Annotated in this window: 17 protein-coding genes and 1 tRNA gene; 11 read left to right on the plus strand and 7 right to left on the minus strand. The window is 61.4% G+C overall.

Going from position 1 to position 19,555, the window contains the following annotated elements:
* The first annotated feature begins 540 nt into the window (after positions 1 to 540).
* Complete coding sequence (locus L7A15_RS09110) at positions 541 to 1,098, plus strand: hypothetical protein (RefSeq protein ID WP_237212459.1); 558 nt, start codon at positions 541 to 543, stop codon at positions 1,096 to 1,098.
* 2,195 nt (positions 1,099 to 3,293) lie between these two features.
* Here the strand turns inward: L7A15_RS09110 and L7A15_RS09115 are convergent.
* Positions 3,294 to 3,377, minus strand: a tRNA-Leu gene (locus L7A15_RS09115).
* Positions 3,378 to 3,712: 335 nt separating this feature from the next.
* Here L7A15_RS09115 and L7A15_RS09120 point away from each other — a divergent pair.
* The 7 genes from L7A15_RS09120 to pknB are packed head-to-tail and all read left to right on the plus strand — an operon-like array spanning position 3,713 to position 13,500.
* On the plus strand, positions 3,713 to 4,525 hold the full coding sequence (locus L7A15_RS09120) for an FhaA domain-containing protein (protein ID WP_237208425.1): 813 nt from the start codon (positions 3,713 to 3,715) through the stop codon (positions 4,523 to 4,525).
* A 3-nt stretch (positions 4,526 to 4,528) separates the two neighbouring features.
* A complete protein-coding gene (locus L7A15_RS09125) occupies positions 4,529 to 5,014 on the plus strand; it encodes an FHA domain-containing protein FhaB/FipA (RefSeq protein WP_237188762.1) in 486 nt (161 codons plus the stop codon).
* A 3-nt stretch (positions 5,015 to 5,017) separates the two neighbouring features.
* On the plus strand, positions 5,018 to 6,772 hold the full coding sequence (locus L7A15_RS09130; RefSeq protein WP_237208424.1) for a PP2C family protein-serine/threonine phosphatase: 1,755 nt from the start codon (positions 5,018 to 5,020) through the stop codon (positions 6,770 to 6,772).
* Positions 6,769 to 8,211 (plus strand): FtsW/RodA/SpoVE family cell cycle protein, encoded by a 1,443-nt coding sequence (locus L7A15_RS09135; RefSeq protein ID WP_237208423.1) that lies wholly within the window; start codon positions 6,769 to 6,771, stop codon positions 8,209 to 8,211. The genes L7A15_RS09130 and L7A15_RS09135 overlap by 4 nt, the downstream gene beginning before the upstream one ends.
* Positions 8,204 to 9,646 carry a peptidoglycan D,D-transpeptidase FtsI family protein gene (locus L7A15_RS09140; RefSeq protein WP_237208422.1) on the plus strand — a complete coding sequence of 481 codons (1,443 nt, stop codon included), beginning with the start codon at positions 8,204 to 8,206 and terminating at the stop codon, positions 9,644 to 9,646. The genes L7A15_RS09135 and L7A15_RS09140 overlap by 8 nt, the downstream gene beginning before the upstream one ends.
* Positions 9,643 to 11,400, plus strand: a complete 1,758-nt coding sequence (locus L7A15_RS09145) for a protein kinase domain-containing protein (RefSeq protein WP_237208421.1) — start codon at positions 9,643 to 9,645, stop codon at positions 11,398 to 11,400. The genes L7A15_RS09140 and L7A15_RS09145 overlap by 4 nt, the downstream gene beginning before the upstream one ends.
* A 30-nt stretch (positions 11,401 to 11,430) precedes the next feature.
* A complete protein-coding gene (gene pknB / locus L7A15_RS09150) occupies positions 11,431 to 13,500 on the plus strand; it encodes a Stk1 family PASTA domain-containing Ser/Thr kinase (RefSeq protein WP_237212461.1) in 2,070 nt (689 codons plus the stop codon).
* Positions 13,501 to 13,619: 119 nt separating this feature from the next.
* Here pknB and L7A15_RS09155 read toward each other — a convergent pair whose 3' ends face one another.
* The 3 genes from L7A15_RS09155 to L7A15_RS09165 are packed head-to-tail and all read right to left on the minus strand — an operon-like array spanning position 13,620 to position 15,262.
* Entirely contained in the window at positions 13,620 to 14,261 is a 642-nt protein-coding gene (locus tag L7A15_RS09155) for an aminodeoxychorismate/anthranilate synthase component II (RefSeq protein WP_237208419.1), read from the minus strand.
* A gap of 10 nt (positions 14,262 to 14,271) precedes the next feature.
* Positions 14,272 to 14,433, minus strand: coding sequence for a hypothetical protein (locus tag L7A15_RS09160; RefSeq protein ID WP_237189906.1), 162 nt, complete (start codon positions 14,431 to 14,433; stop codon positions 14,272 to 14,274).
* Positions 14,434 to 14,458: 25 nt separating this feature from the next.
* Positions 14,459 to 15,262 (minus strand): class E sortase, encoded by an 804-nt coding sequence (locus tag L7A15_RS09165; RefSeq protein WP_237201395.1) that lies wholly within the window; start codon positions 15,260 to 15,262, stop codon positions 14,459 to 14,461.
* Positions 15,263 to 15,403: 141 nt separating this feature from the next.
* Here L7A15_RS09165 and L7A15_RS09170 point away from each other — a divergent pair, with 141 nt between their 5' ends.
* On the plus strand, positions 15,404 to 15,679 hold the full coding sequence (locus tag L7A15_RS09170; RefSeq protein ID WP_237189670.1) for a cell division protein CrgA: 276 nt from the start codon (positions 15,404 to 15,406) through the stop codon (positions 15,677 to 15,679).
* Between the two features lie 13 nt (positions 15,680 to 15,692).
* Positions 15,693 to 15,878, plus strand: a complete 186-nt coding sequence (locus tag L7A15_RS09175; RefSeq protein WP_237208418.1) for a hypothetical protein — start codon at positions 15,693 to 15,695, stop codon at positions 15,876 to 15,878.
* A gap of 99 nt (positions 15,879 to 15,977) precedes the next feature.
* Here L7A15_RS09175 and L7A15_RS09180 read toward each other — a convergent pair whose 3' ends face one another.
* The gene (locus L7A15_RS09180) at positions 15,978 to 16,517 is read right to left on the minus strand and encodes a YceI family protein (RefSeq protein ID WP_237189677.1); all 540 of its coding nucleotides are present in this window, start codon (positions 16,515 to 16,517) and stop codon (positions 15,978 to 15,980) included.
* Between the two features lie 122 nt (positions 16,518 to 16,639).
* Positions 16,640 to 17,554 (minus strand): LysR family transcriptional regulator ArgP, encoded by a 915-nt coding sequence (locus L7A15_RS09185; RefSeq protein WP_237208417.1) that lies wholly within the window; start codon positions 17,552 to 17,554, stop codon positions 16,640 to 16,642.
* 70 nt (positions 17,555 to 17,624) lie between these two features.
* Between L7A15_RS09185 and L7A15_RS09190 the strand changes: the two genes are divergently transcribed.
* The gene (locus L7A15_RS09190; protein WP_237208416.1) at positions 17,625 to 18,248 is read left to right on the plus strand and encodes a LysE/ArgO family amino acid transporter; all 624 of its coding nucleotides are present in this window, start codon (positions 17,625 to 17,627) and stop codon (positions 18,246 to 18,248) included.
* A gap of 321 nt (positions 18,249 to 18,569) precedes the next feature.
* Here L7A15_RS09190 and L7A15_RS10695 read toward each other — a convergent pair.
* Positions 18,570 to 19,555, minus strand: a 986-nt coding sequence (locus L7A15_RS10695) for a MucBP domain-containing protein (RefSeq protein WP_272879361.1), incomplete at its 5' end; no start/stop codon positions are given.

Below are 19,555 nucleotides of genomic sequence, written 5' to 3' on the forward strand. Positions count from 1 at the left end.
ACTGAAATTAGACACCCCCTGTATCGAAACAAGACAGGGGGGTGTATTGAAACGATACACAATAGAGAAAGATTAAAGAGAAGAGAAAGAGAAGAGAAAGAACATCTGATAGAGCCGCCCGCAAGCGGTCGGGCACAACCGGCGGCGAGCAAGCGCACCACCGGCCAGCACCGCAGCAGCTACCGCGCCTACCGGCCAGCACCACACGCCCCACTTCCACAACGAAAGGGCCTTAGACGATGAAGAGCGCCACCAGCTCCACATCTACCGGCCAGCACCGCACACCCTGGCTTATCGAACGCACAGACACCGGCCCACAGCTACCCCGCACCTCTCGACCAGTCACCAGCACCGCAGAGGGGAACCGTATGGACACCACACCCACCAGCAGCACAGACCCGGAATTTAACGCCGCCCTAGAGAAAGTCCTTGAAGAGCTGGCCGGGGTAAACGCTATCCTTGCCGACCAGTAGAGCCACCTAGCCCAGCCGGTACCATGACCGGAACACAAGACCGCCCACCCCTGTTAATCTGGGAACCATGAGCACCACCAGCCAGCAGACCCCACCGGCCCCGGCTCTGACCGATACCGAACTAACCCACCTCGCTACCGCCCTGACCGGCTACACCACCAGCGCCCACCCTGCCTACCGCGCCGCAGCTGCCCGTACCGCTCTAGACGCTCTAGCTTCTATCAAGGCCCACATCTGGGAGTCAGCAGCAGCCCACCTAGAATGTACGCAGCACCTCGAAGCCGCCGCCCTCTTATGGAGCGCCCAACCCTACTACGCACCCCGCCACACACCCGCCACCCTAGAACAGATAAGAGCTGTGTTAGCCCACCACCAGCCAGCACCGGCCCCGCAGCAGGATAAGACCACCACCCTACGCGCTGCCCTGGACACCCTCACCAATACGCCCTTAGAGTCCATTACCGCAGCTATCCAACTGACCGATAGTGACCGCGCCGCGCTCGCCGCCCTTGCCGCTGCCCGCCTTGATACTTGCCCTGTCTGTGCTGACCTCGTACCAGAGAATAGCCCTGGCCCGTTCTGCTCCATCTTCTGCCAGCAGCAACACGGCGACACCAGCGCCTAACCCTACCCCGGGGGGGTGCCCCCCCTCCCCCACCTGTCACCCCCTACGGGTATAGTGACATCCCCTCACAGGTGTTTCTAACGCGTCTCACAGTCTCACACGCCAGCCCCAGCGCCCCGCCTACGAGCCAGAATTAACGCCCACAGCCCCGAACACAACACCCACGGGTGAACGAACCACCCACCCTATTCCAGTCCCGCAGAAGAGCACGCAGCACCGGGAGCCGAAAGCCAACACACAGGCGGCGAGCGCCACCCACCACCAGCCCAGTACCGGGAACCGTGGGCACCGGCCCAACACCAGCAGCCCGCACCCCTCGACCTCATAAGCACCCACCACCGCCACCGGGTAACCCCGCACCTCTGGATACCGCAGCAAACCAACCGGCCCCGCAGCCTACACGCTACCCTCGCCCGTACGCCCAGCAGCACTAACCCGCCGCCTATGCGCCCCACCCCGCACGCCGTGCCCGCGCTCGCCGCCCGCTGCACACTCGCACCCGTGCCCGGCGCTCACTGGCCCCGCCACCCTGGCCGCAGCCCTCGACACCGTGACAAGCTCACCAGCCCCGCCGCTACACCAGCCACACCGGCCAGCAACCCCGCCCGTGCTGACCTCGCAGCACCTCGACACCTACCGGCGACAGTCCCGCGCCTGTCCACCGCACCGCGTACCGCCCGGCGCACTCTGACACCACCAGCCAGCCACCCGAACCAAATTCAGGGAACACAGGGCAAACAAAAAGACCCCCAAAAGCGGGGGCCTATGCTGGCAACGTTCTGGTAACCAGCCCGTTGTAACTGCAACGATACAGGCCGCACTATAGGTTAATCAACCACTTACCACCCACCACACCGTAAGCCAGCCCGCCCCCTCGACATCGCACCAACCCCACAGGCCACACCGTCCACATCAGCTACACCAGCCAGCAGCCCCCGCCCGCGCTCGCCGCCCGCTGCACACTCGCACCCGTGCCCGGCGCTCACTGGCCCCGCCACCCTGGCCGCAGCCCTCAACACTGCAACAAGCCCACCAACCTCACCGCCCGCACACGCCTACGGCCCAGCACTGCCACCCCCACCAAGCCCGCAGCCCTAGACGTTACCCGCCTCATCTATGCCAACTACACAGCAGAAGATAGCCCCGACCCCTTGGCCCATGCACCCGCGCCCCACCTCGCACACCTTGCCCGCGCTCGCCGCCCGCTGCACACTCGCACCTGTGCCCGGCGCTCACTGGCCCCGTCACCCTGGCCGCAGCCCTCGATACCGCAGCAACCCTACAGGCCACACCGTCCACATCAGCTACACCGGCCAGCAATCCGGCCCGCACTGACCTCGCAGCAGAAGATAACCCCGGCCCCCATTCTGTGCTTCATCTACTGCCATCAGATAAGCCCACCAGCCGCGCACCCCATACATGAAGCAAAATTAACCCCCACAGCCCCGAACACAACACCCACAGATAAACGGGACACCCGGGGTATTCAGACCCCGCATAAGAGCACGCAGCACCGGGAGCCGGGAGCCAGCACGCAGGCGGCGAGCGCTCCACTGAATACCCTTACCTGCCGCCGGGCCTAGCACCCCCAGGGGGGCGGTAAAATCTCTAGCACCGCAGCCCGTGGACACTACCCGGGGCGTTCCTATCCTCTCCCCCCGCTCTCTTACCCGGGGGTCGCGCATGCGCGATTATAGTGCATACTTATGCGATTTATGCAGATTTACCCAACAGGCTACTGGCCACACGCCCCACCGCAGCCAGCCACCCACACCGCCCAGCAACCCGCACCCCCTGACCTCATGGACACCCACCACCCCAAGGGGCAACCTGCTACCGGGCACACCCCAAGCCGACCCCGCCACCGGCCACCGGCCACCGGCACCCCGTAGCCGTCCACTGACACCATAGGCCCAGCAGTATTAGGCACCAATACCACCGGCCAACTACCCCGCCATTTATCCGCGTCCGCCCCACCTCGCACACCGTGCCCGCGCTCGCTGACACTCTCCCAGCCCCGGCCCGCACCTCGAAGCCCTGCCCGCAACGTCACGCAGCAGCCACGCAAACTAGCCACCCGCACCGGTACGTTGCTCAACATCTTTTTGTCAGATTTTTGTCAAGCAACCTTTTTCAGACACGAAAAAACCCGCCCCCTCTAGCTCTCACTAAGGGAAACGGGTTTTTCTTCGCTGTGCGCAAGGGGGGACTTGAACCCCCACGATCTTGCGATCACTGGCACCTGAAGCCAGCGCGTCTGCCAATTCCGCCACTTGCGCATTATTCATTTTTTTACGTTGCTGAATGAGCAACGAAGATTACTATACACACACCGTAAAGGGTTTGTCCAACCGAGCCGAAGTGTCTCCCATCACTTTATGCAGTCAGGGTGGGTAGGGGCCCTCACTCAGTCCTGCATTTTCTGGGGTTACCGGGAGGTCTTTACCAGGTTTTCTAAGGGAGTTTTTACGGTTATCCACTAGACTAGAACCTTAGGCTACCGGCAGACCATGCCCGGGAGCCTGGCATTCACACCGCCGCAGATAGAGGGCGTTCGTGACATGCCACCAGACTTTGATGCTAGTCCAGGGTTTTGATGATGAAGGAGGCAGGCATGGGGTTCATCAACAGGCTAGAGCAGGGCCTCGAAAAAGCTGTGCGTAGCACCTTCAGTAAGTCCGGCACCTTCGAGCCGGTTGATATCGCCAACCGTATCCGCACTGAGATGGACGATAAGGCCTACGCTGTTGCGTCCGGTCGTACCCTGGCCCCCAATGTTTTTACCGTTGAATTTTCGGCCCCTGACTTCCACCGCGCCCAGCAGTGGGGGGTGCCTCTCGCTGAGGAGCTGTGCGACGTCGTCGTCCGCCATGGCCGCGCCCAGGGCTACTCCCTGCGGGGCACTGTGCGCGTCACCTTCGCTGTCGCACACGATCTTGAGCCTGGCGATTTTATCGTCACGGGTTCCCTCGTCAAGCTGCAGGGCCCTGAGGACGCTGCCGCCCCGGCCCCTTACGCCCCGGCAGCAGGCGGGCACCCGGGCTCCGCGACGGATTCCCTGCCGACCCGCATTACCCGTCCGGCGCGGCCTGCTGCCGCCCCGGCCCCTCCCTATCAGGCACCGCAGCAGCCCAAGCCGCAGGTCGTCCTCGACATCAACGGCGAGCGCGTGATGGTGCGGTCCCTGCCGGTGACCCTGGGCCGGGGGTCTAATGCTGATATCACCCTGGATGATTCTGGGGTGTCCCGCCGTCACCTTGAAATTGTGGAGCAGGATGGCACCTACCTGGCTGTTGATCTCGGCTCAACGAACGGTTCTTACGTCAATGGCCAGCGGCTCCATGGCCGGGCTGAAATTAAGAGTGGAACTGTCCTTGAGATGGGGAGTGCCCGTATCGTGTTCCGACTGATGGTTCGAAAGGGGTAGCCTGTGGCCTCTGAGATTACTGTAACGGTGTTGCGCTTTGCGTTTTTGATGTTGCTGTGGCTTTTTGTCTTTATGGTGCTGGCTTCGGCTCGTCGTGATCTTGGTATCGGCCGTAATGTGCGTACTGCCCCCTATCAGGCTGAGGCTTCTCTTGCTCCGCCGACTCCGGCGCATCCGGCTCCGGCTCCCCTGCCTGCGCGGGCGTCGCAGCTCATGATTGTTGAGGGTGCCCAGGCGGGTGCTGTCATGCGTCTGGGGGATGACCCGGTTTTTATTGGCCGGGCCACCGATATTGAGGTTTCCCTTCAGGATGATTACGCCTCGGGCCGTCATGCCCGTCTTTTCCCGCAGGGTTCCCGGTGGTTCCTTGAGGATCTCGGTTCGACGAACGGTACTTTTGTGGACGAAAACCGTCTGACCCGGGCCACCCCGGTTGAGGTGGGTCAGCCCTTCCGTGTGGGCCGCACCGTCTTGCAGCTGAAGGCCTAGTGCATGAATATTGCTTTTCGTTTTGCTGCCCGCTCTGATGTGGGTAGGGTGCGCTCAAAAAATGATGATTCTGGTTATGCGGGCCATTACCTGGCGGTAGTTGCTGACGGCATGGGTGGTCATGTGGGTGGCGACGTTGCGTCGGCGACGACCGTGCTTGATTTGACGCCGCTTGACCGCACTGGTTTCGATGGTCATGCCAGTATTTATCTGGCTGATGAGATTGTGAATGCCAACCTCATTATGAATGAGTTGGTGGGGCTTAATCCGCGTCTGGCTGGTATGGGTACGACCTGCACTGCCCTGCTGGTGGATGGCGACCGGATTGAGTTGGCCCATATTGGTGATTCCCGCGCTTACCGCCTGCGGGATGGGGTTTTTGAGCAGATTACTACTGATCATACCTTTGTGCAGCGCCTCTTGCAGGAGGGGCGGATTTCCCCTGAGGAGGCTGAGGCCCACCCCCATAAGAATGTGATTATGCGGGTCTTGGGGGACGTTGATGCTTCCCCTGAGTTGGAGTTACGCACCCTGGATGCTGTGGTGGGTGAGAAGTGGGTTTTGAGCTCTGACGGTTTGGACGCCGTGGTTCAGGTCAGTGAGATCGAGGCTGTGATGCGCTCGACCGGTGACCTGCAGCAGGTTGTCGATATTTTGACTGAGATGACCTTGGAGCGGGGGGCCCCTGATAACGTCACTGTTGTGGCCCTGTCTGTTATTGAGGCTGATTCCCTGTCTGCTGCTATTACCGCCCCCCAGCCTATTATTCCCGTGCGTAAGTACGGTGAGGATGGCAAGTTTGTGGGGGTGTGGCCTTCTGAGGTTGAGGGTCAGGACGCTGCCCCTGAGGGTGAGCGTGAGGGGGGTGCCCCGGCAGAGCCTGCTGATCAGGAAGGGCATCATTTCCCCTGGCGACGCCGCCTGCCCCAGCACGCTAAGGTGCGTCATGCCCTGCGCCATGGGAAGTGGCGGGGTGAGTCTTTTAGCGACGGTGTTCTGAACACGATGACTGTTCGGGCTGGTGTTGATTCGAGCCCTCACCCTGCTGATGGGGAGGGTGAGGATTCTGAGCCGACGCCGGCGTCCGTCCTGCGTCAAGAGCTTGCTGAGCGGCCTCACGCCCTGGTGGGTTCAGCGGTGAATGCTACCCAGACCGGCATGATTCCTGCTGTGACTGCCCGTACAGCCCAGACTCTGGCGACCCTTCCGGCGACCCCGGCTGAGAATACTCTCGAACCGGCTGAGCTTCCTGAAGAGTACCGGGTGGCTCTCAGTAGCCAGGTGCCTCCGTCGCCGCACCGCTGGCCCATGCGGGTGTTTGTGGCGGCTTTGACCTTGAGCGTGGCGGCGGCCTCTATGATGAGCCTGATTTCTTGGGGTAAGTCCCAGTATTTTGTGGGTGTTGAGAATGACCGGGTGACTGTTTATAACGGTTTGAACCAGCATATTGGGCCTGTTCACCTGCATACCGTGGTGGAGCAGACGGACATTGAGGCTGCTGATTTGCCGGAGTTCTCCCAGTCCCTGCTGCGTAGCACCTTGCGGGCGGGGAGTATGGAGGAGGCCCAGCAGATTGTGCAGAACCTCAGGGAGCAGCTTCCTGAGCAGGGGGCTGAGGGGCAGGACGGTAGCGTCCAGCCCGGCAGTGTTTCCACTGCTAGCCCCACGTCGTCGGCCAGCCCGTCGGCCAGCCCGGCCCCGTCCGCTGGTCCTACCCATTCTTCGTCCCCGGCAACCGAGCAAGGAGGTAACCCATGAGTCCCTCTCAGACGACCGAGCTACCCCGCTCCCGCCGTATTACCGAGCTGCTGCTGATCCTGGTGGCCCTCGCCCTGGGCCCTTCTGCCATGTACCTGGTAGACCCTGAAACCGCGATTGAAAACGGGTTCTGGTTGCAGGCCCTGGTGGTTCAGGGTGTGTGCGCCCTCCTCTTGCACGGTGTGATGTATGCGCGGGCCCGGTATGCCGATCCCTTTATCTTGCCGATTGCTCTGGCCCTCAACGGTATTGGCCTGGCCATGATTTACCGGATTGATTTGACCACCACCGCGAACGCTGGTGGGGCTCAGCTCATGTGGACCGGCCTGGCCATGGTTGCTGCTACGGTGGTGCTTTTCTTCTTGCGTGACCACCGGGTTCTACGCCGGGTTATTTATATATCGCTCGTGGCATCTATTGTCCTCCTGCTCCTGCCGCTCCTGCCCTTTGTCGGGGTGGAGATCAATGGTGCCCGCATCTGGATTTCACTGGGTGGCCGCACCTTCCAGCCTGGTGAAATCGCTAAAATCACCCTGGCTATATTCTTCGCTGGCTATCTTTCAACCCACCGGGATCTCATCATGCTGGCGGGTAAGAAGATTGGGCCCGTCCGCCTGCCCCGCTTCAAAGACCTGGCCCCCATGTTCATCGCCTGGTTCGTCTCCCTGGCGGTCCTGGTCTTCCAGCGTGACCTAGGGTCAGCCATCCTCTTCTTCGGCATCTTCCTGGCCATGCTCTTCCTGGCTACCGGTAGCCTGACCTGGGTAGCCCTCGGCCTGCTCTTTGTAAGTGCTGGCGGCGTCCTGGCCTACAACTACATCTCCCACGTCTACTACCGCATCAACTCCTGGGTTCATGCCTTTGACCCTGAAATCTACAACCAGCCCCTCGGCGGCTCGGGCCAGATTGTGCAGGGCCTCTTTGGCCTGGCCTCCGGCGGCCTGTTCGGACGCGGGTGGGGCAACGGCCGTCCGGATCTAGTCTCATATTCCAATTCAGACATGATTATCACCGCCCTGGGTGAAGAACTGGGCCTGCTGGGCCTGAGTGCCATCCTCATGCTCTACCTCCTGCTCGTTTCCCGCGGCTTCCGCGCCGCCCTGGGCACCCGGGATGCCTTCGGCAAACTCCTCGCCGCCGGCTTCTCCGCCCTCATGGTGATCCAGCTCTTCGTCGTCATCGGCGGCGTCACCCGCCTGATCCCCCTCACCGGCCTCACCACCCCCTTCATGTCAGCAGGTGGCTCATCCCTCCTCTCCAACTGGGTTATTGTCGCAATCCTGCTCGCTATCTCCCACACGGCCCGGGCCCCCCACGTCGTCGAAGAATTCGACGTCACCGACAGCATCGACGCCGACGGCTACGAAGCCGAAGGGGCAACGTCCGTCATTTCCCGACTCACCGAAACCAACCGGGCAGGAGGTGCCACCCGTGAATAGGGCCATCCGCAGAGCCTGGATTGCTGCAGCCTGTGTCTTCGTGATGCTGCTCGGCACCCTCACCTACATCCAGTTCTTTGACGCAAAAAATCTCCAGGCCAACTCATGGAACTCCCGCACCCTCTACGAAAGCTACGGATCCCAACGCGGCTCCATCGTCGTCGACGGGGTCGAAATCGCGTCCTCCGTCGAATCCAACAACGGTTACGCCTTCCAGCGCCACTACTCCCAGCCCTACCTCTACGCTGGGATTACCGGCTACTTCTCGTCCATCTACGGGGCTACCGGCCTGGAATCCGTCATGAACGACCAGCTCTCTGGCAACTCTGACGCCCAGTTCTACGACCGCCTTGCCCAAATGTTTACCGGCAACACGGCCCAGGGTGCCAGCGTCGAACTCACCATCAACGGGCAGCTCCAGCAGCTGGCCTACAGCCTCCTGGAAGGTCACAAGGGTGCCATCGTCGCCCTCAACCCCAAAACCGGTGAGATTCTGGCTATGGCCTCCACCCCCTCCTACGACCCCAACGAGCTGTCGTCCCACAACACCGAGTCCGTCCTGGGCCGCTACGAGGCCCTCAACAGCGACCCCAACCGGCCGCTCTTTAACCGGGCTATCGCAGGTGATACCTACGCCCCCGGCTCAACCTTCAAAATCATTGACGCTGTAGCCGCCCTCGAATCCGGCAAGTACAACGCCGACTCGGTAATCCCCAACCCCCAGAACCTTCCCCTACCCAACTCCGGTAGCGTCCTGCCCAACTACATCGGCGGCCAGTGCTCCACCCGCACGTCCGCCACCATCGAGTGGGCCCTGGCGCAGTCCTGCAATACCCCCTTCGCGCAGATTGCTATGGACCTGGGTGAAGAAACCATCGCCCAGACAGCCAGCAACTTCGGCTACGGGCAAGACCTTCAGATTCCCCTGACCGTGTCGCAGTCGGTCTTCCCGACCAACATGGAAGACAGCCAGCTAGCACAGGCGTCTATTGGTCAGTACGATGTGAAGACCACCCCTTTGCAGGTTGCCATGATGAGCGCAGCAATCGCTAACGACGGCGTGCAGATGAAGCCCAACCTGGTGCGGTCGGTCAAGTCGCACAACCTGAGCTCCCTCTACGAGTTCTCGGCTGAAGAGCTGAGGCGTTCTACCTCCGCAGAGATCGCCCATCAGGTGAGGGATTGGATGGTAACCGGTGTCAACGAAGGTATCGCCTCGCGAGCAGCGATCCCGGGAATACAGGTGGCCGGTAAAACCGGCACAGCAGAGATTGGTGATTCAGGATTAAACAACTCCTGGTTCACAGGTTTTGCACCAGCAGACGACCCGCAAGTAGCTATCGCGGTAGTCTATGAAGGTGTAGACGTTACGACAGGGGCGCAGCTTGCTGCTCCCGCAGCTAAACAACTTTTTGAGGCGGTGTTGAACAAGTGAGGCCTTCAGTAGATGTGACCCTTGGCGGTCGCTACACCCTGACCGAACGTATCGCAATTGGCGGTATGGGTGAGGTCTGGAAGGCGCGCGATAAGGTCCTGGGCCGTACCGTCGCCGTAAAGATTCTGAAAGAGGAATATACCGGCGACCCCGGCTTCCTGGAACGTTTCCGCGCCGAAGCCCGCCACACCGCCCTGCTCAGCCACCCCGGCGTCGCCAACGTCTTTGACTACGGTGAAGAGGACGGCTCTGCCTACCTGGTGATGGAACTCGTCCCCGGTGAGCCGCTCTCCAACATCATCGAGCGTGACAAGCAGCTCCCGGCTGACCGCATCCTCAATATCATGGCGCAATCCGCCCGCGCCCTGGCTGCGGCCCACGCCCAGGGGCTGGTTCACCGTGACGTCAAGCCCGGCAACCTGATTATCACCCCGGACGAGCGGGTGAAGGTCACCGACTTCGGTATTGCCCGCCTGGCCGATCAGGTTCCCCTGACAGCCACCGGCCAGGTCATGGGTACCGCCCAGTACCTGGCCCCCGAGCAGGCTACCGGCCAGCAGGCTACCCCGTCCTCAGATATGTACTCTCTGGGTATCATCGGCTACGAGTGCCTAGCCGGTAAGCGCCCCTTCACCGGCGAATCCCAGATCGCCATCGCCCTGGCGCAGGTCAACGACCCGCCGCCGCCTCTCCCCAAGGACGTCCCCGCCCCCGCAGCGGCACTGATTATGTGCCTGCTCTCCAAGGACCCGGCAGACCGGCCCAGCACCGCAACGGCCCTGGCCTCAGCAATCGATGCGATCCGCCGCCGCGACCTCCCTGCTGCCCTCAAGGCCGTCCCCTCCCTCAGCAACTTCCTGCCCCAGGGGGCAGACACCGCCGCAACTGCGGCTATCACCGCCCCCACCACGGTGACCCCAGCGGCCTCCCGCTTCGGCTCCGGGGCCAGGTTCGAGCCCGAACCCACCACGGCCCGCGTCCCCAACGCAGCACCCCCCGCCGCCTACCCGGCCTCGCCGACCCCCCAGAAGAAGAAAAACCCCTGGGGTTGGGTCTCCCTCGTGCTCGCCCTGCTCCTGATTGCAGCCGTCGCCTGGTTTATTCTGACCGGTAATACCCGCAAGGCAGAGAACACCTCCCCCAGCCCGACCGCCTCCGGCACCGTCTCCACGGTGAGCTCACCGCCCACCACCGAAGCCGTCGCCGAGGAAACCGAAACCACCGCCAAACGGGTCGATATCCGCTCCTCCCAGTTCGAAGGCCGCCCCCTGGATGAGGTCGTCAACGAACTCACCAGCCTGGGCCTCTCCCCCCGCACCTCCGGGGTATCCTCAGACCAGCCGATCGACACCGTCCTCTCCGTTTCCCCCACCGGAAGCCTAGAAGTGGGCGAAACCATTACCGTTCAATACTCAACTGGACCCAAATCTGTGACTCTACCCAGTAATCTGGAGGGTACAGACTCTGAAGAAGCCATCCAAGCGATTACCGCCCTCGGCGTCAACGTGCAGATTCACTTTGAAGAAAGCAACAGCGCCACCGAGGGAACTATTCTGCGGACTTCACCTACCTCAGGCTCGCGGGTTGAGGTAGGAAGCAGCGTTGATGTCTACGTGGCCAGGGCCCCCCGACAGGAGCCTGCGCCATCATCGGCACCAGCCAGCAGCGCTGCCGCCAGTGAAGAACCGGCTCCTGAAACAGAAACCACGCCAGCCCCAGCCTCAAGTCCGAGTGCTGAAGAAACCGGCAACTAATTACTCCACCGACTCATGATGGGTGAATACATGGACCAGCAGGTTCCTGAAACTATCGATCAGCGTTACGCAGTCGGAGCTGTTATCGGCTCCGGCGCTATGGCGACCGTCTACGAGGCTACTGACACCCGACTGGGTCGCAAGGTAGCTCTCAAGGTGCTCCGCGCCGAGCACGCCCAAGATGCTATCTTTCGTGCCCGTTTCCAGCGCGAAGCTGAATCAGTAGCGGCCCTCAACCACCGCTCCATCGTTGGTGTCTACGACACCGGCTCCTTCGATATTCAGGCGGGAAGCACTAACGTTTCAGTACCCTTCATGGTCATGGAACTCGTCCAGGGAACAACCCTGCGCGAGGCCCTGGACAAGGGCCAGGTCACCCAGGATGACGCTATCTCCTACGGCGTTCAGATTCTTGAAGCCCTGGATTACAGCCACAGTGCAGGCATTATCCACCGCGATATCAAGCCCGCCAATGTGATGATCCTGGACCAGTCCGCTGAGGATAAGCAGCACGGCGAAGCCACCCAGATTAAGGTCATGGACTTCGGTATTGCCCGCGCCGCTGAAGAAGCTGGCGAGGACATCACCAAAGCGAACACCGTCATGGGCACCGCCCGTTACATCTCCCCTGAGCAGGCCCGGGGGGAGAACGTCGACGCCCGGAGTGACGTCTACTCGGCCGCTTGCGTTATCTACGAGATGATCGCGGGCCGTTCCCCCTTCGACGCTGCAACCAACGTTGAGCTTGCTGGTAAGCACCTGAGCGAGACCCCCCAGGCCCCCAGCGTCTTTGCTGCTGAAGCTGTGGCGCCTGCCCTGGACGCGGCCGTCCTGAAGGGCCTGGCTAAGAACCCTGCTGACCGCTACCAGAGCGCCGGGCAGTTTGCCACCGCCCTGAAGAATGCTGGCGACGGCATGTACGCAGGTCAGAACGATGATTTGACTGAAGCGACCACCGCTTTTGCAGTAGCTGGACTTGCCTCAGCTGGGGGCAACCGGGAAACCGAAGAAGCCAACATTGGCAGCTTCTTTGACTCGGCCCAGTCCGAATACACCGATGAAGAACTCTACGGCTACGGCTACGGCTACGGCCAGGACGCCGACATGGCCCGCAAAAAGCGCCGCCGCAGCGCCTGGGGCAAGGCCCTCACCACCATGCTGATCCTGCTCCTGGCAGCCTTCGGCGTCGGTTCTGTGCTCTACTACCAGGCCGAGCTTAACAGGGTCCCCACCCACATCGTGCCCGCCGTCCAGGGCATGTCCAAGGACGAAGCTGAGACTGAGCTCCGCAACCGCAACTTCCTCCTCAAGTACCAGGAAGAGTTCTCAGACGACGTCCCCAAGGGTTCAGTTGTTAAGACCTCCCCTGCCACCGGCATTGAGGCTGAAGAAGGTACCGAGATTATCGTGACCCTGTCGTCTGGTCCGTCCGTCCTGACCATCCCCAATAATCTGGAAGGCCAGTCAGAGCAGTACGTCCGTGAGGCCCTCACAGCCGCTGGTTTCGTGCCCGGTCGCACCACCAGCGTCAATAACCCGACTGTTCCCTCCGGCATGGTTGTCAGCGTCAACCCCGGCCCCGGCCAGAAGGTCGATGCAGGGTCAACCGTTGACATCATCCTGTCCAACGGTAAGGTTGAGGTTCCCAACCTGGTTGGTTTGAACCGTGATGCTGCGATTGCCGCCCTGACCGCGTCAGATACCCTGCTGAACACCAATATCGAGACTGTTACTACCGCTTCAGAGCCTGCTGGCACCGTGATCTCTCAGAGCATCCCCGCTGGCACCCAGGCTGCACAGGGTAGCACCGTGACGATCCGGGTGGCTGTTGCTCCGGTATCCACCCAGGCCCCGAGCACTACCCGGACCCAGGCTCCGGCTCCTACCCAGGCCCCGGCCCCTACCCAGGCCGCTGAGCCGACCCAGGCTCCGGCCCCCGTCCAGACCCAGGCGGCTGAGCCGACCCAGGCTCCTACCCAGGCTCCGGCTCCTACCCAGGCTCCTTCATCTGACGCCAATAACAACGCAGCGGCTACGACAACTACAGATACCGCTCCGGCTAACGCTGAACCGGCTGCTGCTTCGTCTACCGGCCAGTAGCACTTTCCGGCTATAGAAAATGCCGTCTCTTCCTTGTGGGAAGGGACGGCATTTTTTGTGGGCTGGCCCGCTTGGCCCTGTGGGCTGGCCCGGCTGGCCCGGCTAGTCTGGCCCGGGGTTTATTTCCCGGCGTCGATGAGTGGGGAGAGGGTGGTTCCGAGGGCTGCGGCGCCTTCTAGGCCTACTTCTTCGAGCCAGTTGCCGAGCATGAGGTAGCCGCCTTCAGTGAGCACGGATTCGGGGTGGAATTGGACGCCGTGCATGGGGGCGGTTTTGTGTTTGAGGCCCATGATGATGTCGTTGTCGGTGCGGGAGGTGACTTCGAGTTCTGCCGGGAGGGTGTCGGGCTCAACCGCGAGGGAGTGGTAGCGGGTGGCGGTGAAGGGGCTGGGCAGGTTTTTGAAGACGGAGTCGTTGGTGTGGACCAGCTGGGAGGTTTTGCCGTGCATGAGTTCGGGGGCGTGGCTGACGAGGCCGCCGAAGGCTTCTGCGATGGCCTGGTGGCCGAGGCAGACGCCGAGGAGGGGTTTGTGGGTGGTGGCGGCCCAGCGGATGGTGTCGATGATGACGCCGGCGTCGGCGGGGGCGCCGGGGCCGGGTGAGATGAGGACGCCGTCGTGGTCGGCGGCGAGTTCTAGGGTTTGGTCGAGGGTGAGTTCGTCGTTGCGGATGACGGTGGTTTCTGCGCCGAGCTGTTGGAGGTAGCCGACGAGGGTGAAGACGAAGCTGTCGTAGTTGTCGATGACGAGGATCTTGGTCATGGTGGTGTCCTTATTGCCCGATGGTGACGTCGGTGTTGAAGGGGCTGTATTCCTCAAAGTAGGGGAAGACGAATTCCATGAGGAGGTATACAGTTGCTGCGATGAGCAGGAGGGAGATGATGATTCGTACCCAGAGGGGGCCTGGGAGGTGGCGGAAGATCCACGCGTACATGTTGGGTCCTTTGCTGGTTCTGGGTTTAGGAGGCAGATGCTAGGTGGGCGATTTCTGCGGGGGCACCGGCTTCGTTGGGTTGCCAGCCGACGAATTCGGCGTGGACGATGTAGCGTTCGGTGTCGCCGTAGCGGGGGTGGCAGCTGGTGAGGGTGAGGAGGCGGCGGGTGGCTTCTTCGAGGGGGGCTTCGGGGGCGTCGGGGTTGGGGGCGATGACTTCTACCTGGGTGGGGAGGACGATTTTGTGTTCGTAGACGCGGTAGGTGAAGAAGCCTTCTTTGGTTTGGATGTAGATGTTGTCGCCGGCTTGGAGTTCGTCGATGCGGTCGAGTACAGCGCCGTTGGTTTGGCGGTGGCCTGCGAGCGCGAAGTTGCCTTTTTCGCCGGGCATTTGGGTGTCGGGGTAGTGTCCGAGGCCGAGGGTGTCGAGGACGTCGGTGCCGACTCCTTCTGCGAGGGGGCGGTAGTAGTTTTCGCCGAGGCGGGGGATGTAGACGATGCCGTAGGCTTGGCCGTAGGCGGGAGGTGTGACTACGGGTGGGTTCTGGGGGTCGTAGTCGGGGACGACGGGGGCTGTGTTGTTGTCTTGGTTGTTGGTGGCGGGTGCCGCTGCGGGGACTTTGAATTCTTGGATGAGGCTGTCGACGGCGGCTTTTTGGGTGTTGTTGGCGGCGATGTTGGTCCACCAGAGTTGCCAGACGACGAAGAGGAGTAGGACGATGCCGACGGTTATGAGGAGTTCACCGAAAACACCTACAGCGATGTTGAAATAGTTTTTGCGGCCGGGTGTGGTTGGGGTTCCGGTTGCCGGGAGGGTGGTTGCTGTCAAAAGGTATTCCTCGGTCTGTTGGGTGGAGTGTGCGGTATCTGTACTTTTAAATGTTAGAACTTTATTGGCTATAACGGCTAAAATCGTATCTGACCATTTACTAAGAACTGCCGGGGCGTTGTCTGCTCCACTGGAGGAATTGTGGCTGATTCAAAGTCGATCCGTGATGAGGATCTTAGCGAGGAGGAGCTGCGCCGGGTGGCTGAGGCTATGTATAGCGATGATGATTTCGCTTCGCCGACGCCGCTGTGGTACCGGGTGCTGATGTTTGCGCTGATGCTTCTGGGTGTTGCGTGGATTATTACTTTCTATATTTCCCAGTCTTTGTTCCCGATTCCTGCGATTGGTAACTGGAATATCGCGATTGGTGTCGGTTTGATGATGGCTGGCTTGGTGATGACAACTCGCTGGCAGTAGCTGGTGGTTTGTTATGTCTGAGCGGAAGCCTGAGACGACGAATCCGTCGAATCTAGCGCCGGTTGATCCGTATGAGAAGTTTGAGGATCGGGCCGATATTAAGCATGCTCGTTTTGAGACGAAGTTGCGCCGTTGGGCCTTGTTTGGGTTTGTTGCGGCTGTAGCGATTTATTTTGTCTGGCAGGCTTTTGCTGGCTAGTTGAGGTATTGATATAAGTCTGGCCCCCATCTACTTGAGGTAGGTGGGGGCCAGCTTGTATCGCACCGGGTTTCCGGCAGTGGTGCCGGACGTTTTGGGTTAGGCTTCGGGGGCGGTGAAGGCTACGTCGAGGTTGATGACGACCTTGTCGGAGACCATGACGCCGCCGGCTTCGATGGCTGCGTTCCAGGTGATGCCGAAGTCTTTGCGGGAGATGGTGGCGGTGAGGGAGGCGCCTGCGCGGGTTGCGCCGAAGGCGTCGACGACGGCGCCGGTGAATTCGCCGTTGAAGGTGACGGGGCGGGTTTCACCCTTGATGGTGAGGTTGCCTGCTACGGTGAGGTCTTCGCCGTCGAGTTCGAAGCTGGTGGATTCGAAGGTCATCTCGGGGTGGGTGTCGGCGTCGAAGAAGTCGCCGCTGCGGAGGTGGCCGTCGCGGTCTGCGTTGTTGGTGCTGACGGAGGCGATCTGGGCGGTTGCCTTGACGGTGGAGTCGGCGATGTTTTCGGCGATGACGAGCTGGGCGTCTACCTGTTCGAAGGTGCCGCGGACCTTGGTGATGCCTGCGTGGCGGACGGTGAAGCCTACTTCTGAGTGGGCTGCATCGTAGTTCCAGGTGCCGGTGGTGAGTTCTGCCATGATGGTGCCTTTCGAGCGGTTGGTTTCGTTTTCAACAGTTATTACTTTACGAGTAAAGTTTTCAAAAGGCAAGCTCCTGGGTAAAAAATTTTACACAGAAAATTTTTTGGCCCCTCTAGCCCCTATCTCAGTACCCCCTCCCCTGCCGCAGCGGCGTAAACCCGCTCGCTGAGGCGGGTGAGGACGGGGGAGCTGAGGTTCCAGTGCTGCCAGTAGAGGGGTACGTCCACCGGGTCGGTAGCCAGTTCCACCAGGTCGCCGGAGGTCAGGGCGTCGTGGGCCTGCACCTCGGGCAGGATCCCCCAGGCGATTCCGTCCAGGACGGCCCGGGCATAGTCTGGGGAGCTGGGCAGGTAGATGGTGGGCGAGGAGCTCCACAGGTCAGGATCCACCCCGAATCGTTCCAACAGTAGGCCCCGGGCGGAGGCCAGGCCGAAGTCCTTGCGGTCAAATTCCACTACGGGGGCGAGCGCCAGCTGTTCGGCGGTGACCTGGGGGTAGTCGGGGAAGTAGCGGGCCAGGTAATCACGGGAGGCCACTACCCGGTAGCGGATGTCGCCTAGCTTCTCTACAGAACAGCCTGCGATGGGTTCAGGCTGGGAGGTCAGGGCGGCCATAACCTCGCCGGAGCGGAGCAGGGCGGACGAGTGATACTCAGCCTCTCGACGCACGTCGCAGAAGATGCGGTCATGAGCTGCCAGCTCAGCAACAGCCGAGAGGAACCAGGTGGCGAGGGAGTCAGCATTGACGGCCACAGCCACGTTTTGGCCTCCCCCTCCCCCGCCGAGTTCGCGTTCCATTTCGGCGTGGAGGAATTCGCTTTGGCGGGCGATGCGGAGGACGCTCTGGCCCGATTCTGTGGGGGCGACGGGGTTGGTGCGTTTGATGAGGACCCGTCCGGCGATCTGCTCCATGGCCTTGATGCGTTGGGAGATGGCTGAGGCGCTGACGCCTAGGATGTCGGCGGCGGCGTCGAAGGTGCCGTATTCGATGACGGTGACGAAGGTTTGGAGCTGGTCGGTGGTAAAGCGAATCATAAGTTTATCTTATGCTATTGAAGTTTCATTAGATAGCTTTATTTTATCTGGTCACCTACGATAGTCTCTCGTGACTACAGCAGAGATCCTCCCCCACGTCCTTTTTGGTATTGGCACCTCGCTCTCCCTCATCGTGGCGATTGGCGCCCAGAATGCCTATGTGCTCAAGCAGGGCATTATTGGCAAGTTCATCTGGCCTATCGCTATCTTCTGTATTCTCTCTGACGCCTTCCTGATTGGCCTGGGCGTCCTCGGAATCGGGGCCCTGGTGGATTCCGCCGCCTGGGTTCTTGAGATCCTGCGCTGGGGTGGGGGTGCCTTCCTGGTGATTTATGGTTCCATGGCTGCCAAGCGGGCCCTGCGTCCGTCGGCTATGAAGGTCAGCAGTAAGGACAGCGGCCCGCAGACCCTGGGCAAGGCCCTGCTGATTGCTGCTGCCATGACCTACCTGAACCCCCACACCTACCTTGATACTTTTGTGCTGATTGGGGGCATTGCTGCCCAGCAGGGGGAATACCGGTGGCTTTTTTATGCGGGGACGGTCGCCGGTAGCCTGATTTGGTTTACCCTGCTGGCCTCCTGTAGCCGCTTTTTGCGTCCTATTTTCGCTAACCCCCGGGCCTGGCGCGTCCTTGACGCCGGTATTGCCGCCCTCATGTTCTTCTTGGCCTACAAGGTCATGTTTGGCCACTAGGGGTAAGCCTCCGTCTTTCGTGAGGATGCAGAACTGCCCCCATCCTGACCCGTAGCGGGTTGGGATGGGGGCAGTTTTGTGTTGGTGCTGAGGCAGCGGGCTGGGCAGGAGCCGGGGTGGTGGGCTGTTCCGGAACGGTAGGCTCACCGGGAGTGGTGGGTTCAGGCCCCGGGCTCAGGGGGAGCTGTTGGAGCAGGGTGGGTGTTGCGGGTGTAAGGGTGGGTGTGGTGGGTGTAGGAAGGCCCCCTTCCCGAGTGATCGGGAAGGGGGCCTTCTCTATTTACCTGACCCGGTGTGGGTTAGGTGGTTGCCGTAGCTGTCTTAGGCTGCCTTGCGGCGGCGGACGACGACTACTGCACCTGCTACCAGCATGAGGGCGCCGAGGCCTGCGAGCAGAGCTACGTCTGCACCGGTGTTGGCCAGGCTACCGCCGGTCTTGCTGCCCTTGACGGGTGCAGGAGCGGGGGTCTGCTTGGGGGCAGGGGTGTTGCCGCCGGTGGTGCCGGGGGCAACGGGCTGAGCAGGCTTGGTGGGCTCACCGGGGGTGGTGGGCTCAGCAGGCTTGGAAGGCTCAGCCGGGGTGGTGGGCTCAGCAGGAACGCTGGGCTCAGCCGGGGTGGTGGGCTCACCGGGAGTGGTGGGCTCAGCCGGGGTGGTGGGCTCAGCCGGGGTGGTGGGCTCAGCCGGGGTGGTGGGCTCACCAGGGGTGGAGGGATCTACCGGCGGTTCAGTAGGTTCAGTCGGCTTGACAGGAACGTACGGAATCGGGGTGTCCACACCGGGGGTCTCAGGTACCGGGGGTACGTAGCCCTTGTTCGGGTCCTCAGGGTCAACGGGCTTCAGGGGCTCGTTGGTCTTGGGGTCGACAGGGGTGTAGCCGGGTACGTGAGGAACGACCTTGCCGGGAGTGTTAGGATCTACCGGCTGGTTGGGGTTGGTCGGATCGAAGGGGTAGGGGATCTTGGGCAGGTCTTCGGTGGGTACACCGGGGATCTGCGGGATCCAGTTTGCGACCTTCTGGTAAACGTAGGTTACCTCGGTGTCGCCTTCGACGACGGTGCCGTTTTCATTGCCCTTGGTCTTTGAGGGGACCAGGACGTAGCGTGAGCCGTCCTCGGCAATGAATTCGGTGATCTTCTTGTCGGTGGTGTCGTAGGGAGTGCCTACGGGTGCACCGGAGAGATCGGTTACGGTCTTGGGACCGATGGGGTTGCCGTTTTCGTCAACGTAGTTAACGATGACGTTACCGGTCTTGGGTTCCTCAACGGGCTTTTCAACCTTCTTGAGGATGTAGGTAACGGTGGTCT

Source organism: Rothia nasimurium (assembly GCF_928391935.1).
In the GTDB taxonomy this organism is placed as follows: Bacteria; Actinomycetota; Actinomycetes; order Actinomycetales; family Micrococcaceae; genus Rothia; species Rothia nasimurium_D.